This is a genomic window from Streptococcus cuniculi (genome assembly GCF_004570575.1).
GTDB classification, from domain to species: Bacteria; Bacillota; Bacilli; order Lactobacillales; family Streptococcaceae; genus Streptococcus; species Streptococcus cuniculi_A.
Map to the genome: position 1 here is coordinate 1 of NZ_SPPD01000033.1, position 7,182 is coordinate 7,182.

At 40.4% G+C, this 7,182-nt stretch carries 2 protein-coding genes, 10 tRNA genes, 1 rRNA gene and 1 pseudogene; 13 read left to right on the forward strand and 1 reads right to left on the reverse strand.

The window, feature by feature from the left end; translation table 11 throughout:
* Positions 1–5 precede the first annotated feature (5 nt).
* The 13 genes from rrf to E4T82_RS11720 all read left to right on the forward strand — a co-directional run bounded on the left by rrf (position 6) and on the right by E4T82_RS11720 (position 6,622).
* Positions 6–121, forward strand: a 5S ribosomal RNA gene (rrf, locus tag E4T82_RS11660).
* A 5-nt stretch (positions 122–126) separates the two neighbouring features.
* A tRNA-Asn gene (locus E4T82_RS11665) sits at positions 127–200 on the forward strand.
* Positions 201–225: 25 nt separating this feature from the next.
* Positions 226–297 (forward strand) — tRNA-Glu (locus tag E4T82_RS11670).
* A gap of 6 nt (positions 298–303) precedes the next feature.
* A tRNA-Ser gene (locus E4T82_RS11675) sits at positions 304–393 on the forward strand.
* 13 nt (positions 394–406) lie between these two features.
* Positions 407–480: transfer RNA gene (locus tag E4T82_RS11680), tRNA-Met, on the forward strand.
* Positions 481–495: 15 nt separating this feature from the next.
* Positions 496–568 (forward strand) — tRNA-Phe (locus E4T82_RS11685).
* 15 nt (positions 569–583) lie between these two features.
* Positions 584–664 (forward strand) — tRNA-Tyr (locus E4T82_RS11690).
* Positions 665–671: 7 nt separating this feature from the next.
* Positions 672–742: transfer RNA gene (locus E4T82_RS11695), tRNA-Trp, on the forward strand.
* Between the two features lie 11 nt (positions 743–753).
* A tRNA-His gene (locus E4T82_RS11700) sits at positions 754–826 on the forward strand.
* Between the two features lie 11 nt (positions 827–837).
* A tRNA-Gln gene (locus E4T82_RS11705) sits at positions 838–909 on the forward strand.
* Positions 910–922: 13 nt separating this feature from the next.
* A tRNA-Leu gene (locus E4T82_RS11710) sits at positions 923–1,006 on the forward strand.
* Positions 1,007–1,256: 250 nt separating this feature from the next.
* Complete coding sequence (locus E4T82_RS11715; RefSeq protein ID WP_135182948.1) at positions 1,257–1,850, forward strand: recombinase family protein; 594 nt, start codon at positions 1,257–1,259, stop codon at positions 1,848–1,850.
* A 593-nt stretch (positions 1,851–2,443) separates the two neighbouring features.
* Positions 2,444–6,622, forward strand: coding sequence for a Cna B-type domain-containing protein (locus E4T82_RS11720; protein WP_135182947.1), 4,179 nt, complete (start codon positions 2,444–2,446; stop codon positions 6,620–6,622).
* 104 nt (positions 6,623–6,726) lie between these two features.
* Here E4T82_RS11720 and E4T82_RS11725 read toward each other — a convergent pair.
* Positions 6,727–7,056: pseudogene (locus E4T82_RS11725) on the reverse strand (tyrosine-type recombinase/integrase); the annotation flags it as partial.
* Positions 7,057–7,182 lie beyond the last annotated feature (126 nt).

Below are 7,182 nucleotides of genomic sequence, written 5' to 3' on the forward strand. Positions count from 1 at the left end.
AATAGTTAAGTGACGATAGCCTAGGAGATACACCTGTACCCATGCCGAACACAGCAGTTAAGCCCTAGAACGCCGGAAGTAGTTGGGGGTTGCCCCCTGTGAGATAGGGTAGTCGCTTAGCTAGAATCCGCCATAGCTCAGTTGGTAGTAGCGCATGACTGTTAATCATGATGTCGTAGGTTCGAGTCCTACTGGCGGAGTAAAGAGAAATCTTTAGTTTATTATGGTCCGTTGGTCAAGGGGTTAAGACACCGCCTTTTCACGGCGGTAACACGGGTTCGAATCCCGTACGGACTATAAGTTGGAGGATTACCCAAGTCCGGCTGAAGGGAACGGTCTTGAAAACCGTCAGGCGTGTAAAAGCGTGCGTGGGTTCGAATCCCACATCCTCCTTTACTAATAGTAACGCGGGATGGAGCAGCTAGGTAGCTCGTCGGGCTCATAACCCGAAGGTCGTAGGTTCAAATCCTGCTCCCGCAATTTGATTGTGGATATGGCTCGGTAGCTCAGTTGGTAGAGCAATGGATTGAAGCTCCATGTGTCGGCGGTTCGATTCCGTCTCGCGCCATTATTTTAATAACTTGGAAGGGTAGCGAAGAGGCTAAACGCGGCGGACTGTAAATCCGCTCCTTCGGGTTCGGGGGTTCGAATCCCTCCCCTTCCATACCTTTACGGGCATAGTTTAAAGGTAGAACTAAGGTCTCCAAAACCTTCAGTGTGGGTTCAATTCCTACTGCCCGTGTTTATAAGATGGCGGGTGTGGTGAAGTGGTTAACACATCAGATTGTGGCTCTGACATTCGTGGGTTCGATTCCCATCACTCGCCTATTTTATTATTGGGGTATAGCCAAGCGGTAAGGCAAGGGACTTTGACTCCCTCATGCGTTGGTTCGAATCCAGCTACCCCAGTTACTCTATATTAGCCGGCGTGGCGGAATTGGCAGACGCGCTGGACTCAAAATCCAGTGTCCGCAAGGACGTGCCGGTTCGACCCCGGCCGCCGGTATAGCATAATATAGCAGAAAGTCCTATTGTATAGGGCTTTTTCGCTGTTCTTTTCATTTTCTCTCCCAAAATTTCTCCCAAATTATATAGTGTGTGTCCGTAGACTTCAATAAACAGTTGTAGTCATTTGTTTTTCTTCCGTAACAGTATGTTTATAAATAGAGGGAACAATATTAACAAAACGAGAATATTTTGTTCTAGTTATCCTGTTTTTATTTTAAGATAGTATTAGAAAAATAGGAGGAATTATGATGAAATACGGCTATATCCGAGTTTCTACTCGGGAACAAAACATTGAACGGCAATTGTCTGCCATGCTGTCAGAAGGAATAGAGGAGAGGTACTTATACATTGATAGGTCTTCGGGGAAGAATTTCAATCGTGTAGCCTATAGGAAGCTGGTGGAGTTACTCATGCCAGGAGATGAGTTGGTTATTAAATCGATTGATCGTTTGGGAAGAAATTATGATGAGATTATTAGGCAGTGGAATTATCTCGTCAAGGAGAAAGGAGTCGATATTGTGGTCCTAGACTTTCCCTTGCTCAATACTAATCTGAAGATTGATACAATTACAGGAAAGTTTATTTCGGATATCTGTTTACAGGTTCTATCCTATGTGGCTCAAGTGGAAAGGGAAAATATTAAGCAAAGACAGCTGGAAGGGATTGTGGAGGCAAAAAAGAAAGGGGTGAAGTTTGGTAGACCTAATAAGACCTGTCCGAAAGAGTTTCCTGAAATCATAGAACGCTGGAGACGTCGAGAGATGACAGCCCAAGAAGTGGCTCATCAACTCAATATCTCAAGGGCAACGCTCTATCGTTGGTTAAAAGATAAAGTAGAATAGGTAACACAGTGAAAAATATACAAAAAGTTTACAAAAAAAAGTCTCAAAAGCTAGGAATTTTGAGACTTTTATTTTGTCATACTTTTTCTGTAATTTAAGAACTAGCAAACAATTTTCAAGATTAGAAATAACTGACTAAATTAAGGAATTTACACTTTGTACTGACACACAAAATCCCTTATAAAATTATAACATATGAGTTCCAAAATTCCTAACTTTTGAGATGCTATCAATACTGAATAGGAGACAGAAGATTCAAGAAGTTCAGCTGTACTTAGAAAAGAGGTGTTGTTTATCTAGTGTTCATGAAATAAATACTGGAGAGGAAGTGTTAATTAAAGGGAGGGAAAGTAGTCGTGGAAAAACGAATTGATTTTTATGAAAGTCGTACGTTTTCTTGCAAAAAATGTGGGTGCCGTGTGGTGACGACAGCAGGTATTCTCGATAAACGAACAGTATTTTGTAGTCGCATTTGTAGTCGACGGTACTGGAGACATTCCTACCTACGAAAAAAGAAAGCATGTGATGAAAAATAAAAACGAACGATGTATAGAGAAAGGGAAAAAATGAATAAGCTTAGGAAATTGTTAGTCATGTTTTTAGCCACGTTTGTCACACTACTAGGTATTGGAGCGAGTGCGACGACTGGTCAAGCGAAAGAACTGCAAAATGTATTAACAGATATTAACTTATGGGATGTGAATAATGGAAGGTACCTCACAGCTGATAGTTCAGGTTCTTATCAATTAATAAAAAATGTGACCTATCGATTTGAGTCAAATTTTGATTTATCAAAGTACGATGGGAATCTAGCAGATGGTGATTACTTTACATTCACAATACCAGAACCAATAACCGTTGACGATACGAGCTTTGATTTGAAAGATAGGGAAACAGATGTGGTTGTCGGAACAGCTGTTGTGACTTCAAACGGTGAAGGAAAAGGTGGAACAGTGAGAATTACTCTCAAGGATTTGCAAGAATACCTTAAAAAGAAAGGTGGCAGTCAAATCCAAGGAGTAAAAGGAACCTTTTATACTGATTTCAAAGTGAGCCAGATAGTTGATGGTAAAACGATAACCTACCCATCTACAGAAACAAGTAAAACCATCACTCATTCTATTTCGGTGAAAGAACAAACTACACCTGATTATACAGAAGGAATTAAAAAAGAAAATTTTGCTAAAATCGGCGGAGTGATGCAGAAAGAGCCATGGGATTCACCAACATTAGGTAAAAAGGGAGAGTATATCCATAACTGGGTTTTACGAGTCAATACGAATCAATCAAGTTATGACTCTATCACTCTAAAAGATGTCATTCCTGATGATTCTGCCCCAATGCAGTTTATTCCTGAAAAGGTAAAGGTTTTGGCAGGCTATTTCAATTCTACCTTGAACTTGACAGATTCAAAGGTACTTGAGGAAGGAAAAGATTACACAATTGAGTACAACAGTGCGTATACTAGTTATACATTAAAATTGTTGAACACTGCTTCAAGGATGGCCACAAACGGAAAAGTCGCTGCATATAATGTTTATTACTCAACAACCTCTCCCGCAAATGGAACAGATGTTATCAATGAATTATCCATGAAAGGTGGGGAGACAGACTTAACCACTAGTACGGAAAGGCAAAATACTGTTCATCGTGTTGAACGTTCTACCAAAATCACAACAGGAGGCTCTATCCAATTAGAAACTGGTTACCGTATCACTCTTTACAAACAAGATGCTGAGACAGCGGCCTTGTTGAATGGAGCAGAATTTGAAATCACTTCACCAAGCGGACAAAAAGAGATTGTAAAGATTGAAAAAGATGGTGTTGGTCAGTCTAAAGTCTACACAGCTGAGGAAGTAGCTAAGGGGAAATTTACTATTGTCGAGACTAAGGCACCCAAAGGCTATGTGCTAGATAAAACACCGATTGAAGTGACAGTAGGAAAAGATGGTGTTATTCGAACCATTAAGAATACGAGAGAAAAAATTTCTATTCCAGTAAGTAAAGAATGGAAAGATGTGAACAACCAAGATGGCAAGCGTCCAGACTCTGTCACTGTCCAATTGCTTGCCAATGGTCAGGAAGTGGCGGGAAAGACTCTTACACTTAATTCAGAAAACAAGTGGAAAGCAATCTTTGAAAATCTAAATAAGTACGATGACCAAGGGGCAGAAATAACATATTCTTTGAAAGAAGTAGAAGTACCAGAAGGATACCAATCCAAAATAACAGGTGACATGACAACAGGAATTACAGTCACCAACACGTACTCTCCAGCTACTACAGAAGTTTCTGGCATGAAGACTTGGGTTGACAATAACAATCAAGACGGCAAGCGCCCAGAGAAATTACTCGTAAAACTTCTTAAGACAATAGGTGGTCAAATGACAGAAATTGCAATGAAAGAGATTTCAGCCAAAGACGATTGGAAATATTCTTTCACAAACCTCCCGCAGTTTGAGAATGGTCAAGCAATCACTTATACAGTTGATGAAGATTTGCCAGAAGGATATACGAAAACGGTAGATGGTCATAATTTGACCAATACTCATGATATCGAAAAAACCTCTATAGCAGTAACAAAAGTATGGGAAGATTCAAATAACCAAGATGGTAAGCGTCCAGCCGAGGTGTCTGTCCAACTGTATGCCAATGGGAAAGCTATTGAAGGAAAGCTATTAACGCTTAACGAGGGAAACAATTGGGCAGGAACATTTGATGAATTGGATAAGTATGAAGCAGGAAAAGCGATTGTTTATACCATACAGGAAGTCAATCTGCCAGAAGGATACCAATCCAAAATAACAGGTGACATGACAACAGGAATTACAGTTACCAACACGTATTCCCCAGCTACCACAGAAGTTTCTGGCATGAAGACATGGGCGGACAATGATAATCAAGACGGAAAACGCCCAGAGAAATTACTCGTAAAACTTCTTAAGACAGTAGCTGGTCAAACGACAGAAGTTGAAAGAAAAGAAATTTCAGCTAAAGATGACTGGAAGTATGCCTTTACGAATCTGCCGAAATATGAAAACGCTCAAGAAATCAGCTATACAATTGATGAAGACGTACCAGAAGGCTATACAAAAACTGTAGATGGTTATAACCTCACCAATATGTATACTCCAGAGGTAACGGAAGTATCGGGTACCAAGACTTGGGATGATGCAGATAACCAAGATGGTAAGCGTCCGGATTCGATTACTGTCCATCTTCTAGCTAACGGTCAAAAAGTAGCTAGTAAGACAGTAACGGCTACAGACAACTGGAGTTATAGCTTCAAAAATATTGCGAAATATAAAGATGGGAAGTTGGTCACTTATGCGATTAGTGAAGAAATGGTACCAAACTATCATACAACAGTAGATGGCTATAATCTTACAAACAGTTATTCGCCAGAAATGATAGATGTGACTGTTCAGAAGAAATGGGAAGACAGCGATAACCAAGATGGGAAACGTCCTAGCGAAATCACCGTCCATCTTCTTGCAAATGGTGTAAAAGTAGATAGCCGTACGATTCAAGCAGATGCAGATGGGAACTGGAGTACCAGCTTTACCAACAAGCCGAAGTATGCCAATGGCCAAGTGATTCGCTACACGGTAGAAGAAGTGGTAGTAAAAGACTATACCACGAAAATTGATGACTTCACCATTGTCAATAGCTACACACCGAAAGAAATCAGCTATCAAGTCACCAAGAAATGGGTTGATAATGGCAACCAAGACGGGAAACGTCCAAGCTTGATTACAGTACAGTTATATAAGTCTGTGGCAGGGAGTGAGCCAGTCGCAGTCACAGGAAAAACACTAACCCTCACTGCGGAAAATCAAACAGATACCGATACGTGGGTAGGTAGCTTTACTAATCTTCCACAGTTTGAAAAAGGCCAAGAAATTAGCTACTCCATCCGTGAAGATGATGCGACCATGGCGCTGTTAATAGGAACAGGCTATGTTGCAAAAGTAGATGGGGAAGTGATTACCAATTCTCGTAGTCCTGAGATGATTCGCTTGACAGGTACGAAGGTGTGGGAAGATGGCGATAACCAAGATGGGAAACGCCCAACTAGCATTGTCGTCGTAGTGAAAGATGGTCAAGGTACTGAAGTAGAACGCATCACTGTCACACCAGATGAAAAGGGGCAGTGGTCATTCACATCAAAAGAGCTTCCAAAATATGCCGACGGAAAAGAGATTCCTTACAGCGTAGAAGAGATTGTTACAGCAGAGTACACGTCTACCATTACAGCAGATGGCAACAACTATATGATTACCAATAGTTACACCCCAAAGAAAATCAGCCTCAATGGTTCTAAGGTATGGAATGATGGTAATAACCAAGACGGTATTCGCCCAAGTAGTATTACCGTACACTTATTTGCGAACGGTGTAGATACAGGGAAAACAGCGACTGCGTCTGAAGCTACAGGTTGGCACTATAACTTTGAGAATCTTGACCAATATCAAAATGGTCAAGTTATTCAGTACACGGTGCAAGAAGACGCAGTACCAGGATATACCACACAGATTGATGGTACTTTGATTACCAATAGTCATATTCCAAAAGAAACACCCCCTGCACCGAAGACGCCTAATGATGAGCCAAAAAACCCAAGCGATACGCCACCGTCTCAGGTTAGCGTGCAACCAAAGGCTCAGAAAGTCTTACCAGCTACAAACAGTACCACAAGCGTAGGACTGGTTGTGATTGGTTTGAGCTTATTAGTCGGTGTTGGTATCTATTTGATGAAGAAACGTAAGTAAAATTTAGAAGATGATTCCTCTTGAAGCAACAGCTACTGCTGTTGCTTTTTTCTTTTTGTAGATTTTAGTGAATCAAAGACAAATTTTTTGATTTTATCTCAAATTTATATAGCGTTCATAATTTCTTCTACGTCTTTGAATTCCTTATCTATTCGTTCGGATAGCGTGTGTCCGTAGACTTCAATTAACATTTGAATATCCTTATGTCCTAGAATTTTAGCGACAACTCCCATATCTACATTATTATGAAGTAAATAGAAACCGTATGTATGTCTAAGGCCATTGGTCATTATGATTGGTTCTATATCAAGTTCGGTTAATATCTTTTTTAAAGCTTTGTTTACAGTTGCTACTGAAGGGATACCATATTCTAAACCATAGTGAAAGAAGAGAAATTCTTCTTTATTTTTGATTTTTAGTGATGAATTTATTCTCGCACATTGTCAAGTCAAGTGCAACAAGTTCATGGATAGACTAGTCTTCCATTGCTTAGGCTGTTTGTGCTAGCTCAAACAGAAATTTAGCCGTTTTATACTGGTGAAGTCGTCTGGGTCTCTCGT